General features: G+C 69.4%; 1 protein-coding gene. It reads right to left on the bottom strand.

Going from position 1 to position 1,263, the window contains the following annotated elements; translation table 11 throughout:
- On the bottom strand, positions 1-1,123 hold a 1,123-nt coding region (locus ABD346_RS25435), incomplete at its 3' end, for an IS4 family transposase (protein ID WP_344377153.1).
- Between the last annotated feature and the right edge of the window lie 140 nt (positions 1,124-1,263).

The following is a 1,263-nucleotide window of genomic DNA, read 5'->3' as shown; positions in this document are numbered from 1 at the left end:
GCGCGTAGTGAGCCAGGAGGTAACCGTAGAGCTCCTGGCGGACCATTTCGGGGCCGCGCGAACGCAATACCCGTGCTGGGCCCCGCAGATGCCGCTTGATCTGGGAGAACCCGGTCTCGTGTTCCCATCGTTCGTGGTAGGCGTCGGCCAGTTGCGCAGCGTCCACGTCGGTCGCCTCACACACCGTGGTGATCAGGCAGATCACCTCCCGTTCGTCGTCCGAGCCGCGGTCGGTGACCTCGTACTCCACCACGCGCACCAGGCGCGCCTGCGTGGGGTCGAGCTCGTCACCGACGGCGGCCCGCGTGAGCAGGTTCTGGCGGGCGCCGCCGCGAATCGGAGCGTGGATCACTGAGAAATAGGAGCCGTCGGACAGCAGCTTGAGCACGGGCAGCCGCAATTGGCTGGAGACGCGCCACAGCAGATCCGCGCCGGTGTCGGCAGCGGTGCACCAGTCGGCGAAGGTGTAGAAGTTGCGGTCGGCCAGAACGAGCATGCCCGCTTCGAGCTCGGGCCAGATGTGCCGGGCCAGGGCCTGCTCGGAGGTGCGGATGCCGTCCATGGCAGCGGCGGTGTGCGCGTGCGAGCCGCACTCGGTCAGCGTCACCATCCGCACCTGCGGGAACGCCGAGGCATAGTGGCCCGAGCCGCTCACTCCGAAGGCCTGACGGTTGTCCGGGCTGTCAGGCGCCTCCCACACCACCCCGTCGATCGCCATCAACCGGCGCCCGGCTAGCCATGCCCCGCGTGTCATGACCTCCGCGACAGGCCGGGCGACCTGAGCGAACACCGACGCGAGCACCCCGGACCCCAACCGGGCCCGGGCCTGGGTGAGCCCGCCGGAGGTGGGCACTGCCCAGGCCGGATCCCAGCAGCCCCACGCGCGCAGCGTGCCGGCCAGCTTGGCCATCGCCTCTTCGTAGTCATCGTCAGCGAATAGCGCGAGAGCCATCGCGAAATACACCATCACGTGCGGCGGCAGCTTCCCGCCCGCACGACGCGCCCCTCGCCCGGCGGCGACCACCGCCTCATCGACCACGTCCCTGGGGACCGCCTCGGCCAGCACTCCCAGGGACACCCACTCGGCCAGACCGACACCCGACGTCCCCTCAACTGCCGCCATGGGCACGACGATAGCCGCGGAGCACGCTGTCAGGGGCGCGAAGATCACAGCAAGCTAAGTGGCATTGGGTTGAACTCGCCGAATACCAGTCGCGACGTTTTCGCCGCGCCTGCCGGCGCCTGGGCGTGACGCAGTCCATG

The organism is Streptomyces mauvecolor (assembly GCF_039532965.1).
GTDB classification, from domain to species: domain Bacteria; phylum Actinomycetota; class Actinomycetes; order Streptomycetales; family Streptomycetaceae; genus Streptomyces; species Streptomyces violascens.
Note: the sequence above shows the minus strand (reverse complement) of the source record. Positions and strands in the feature narration are given on the sequence as shown.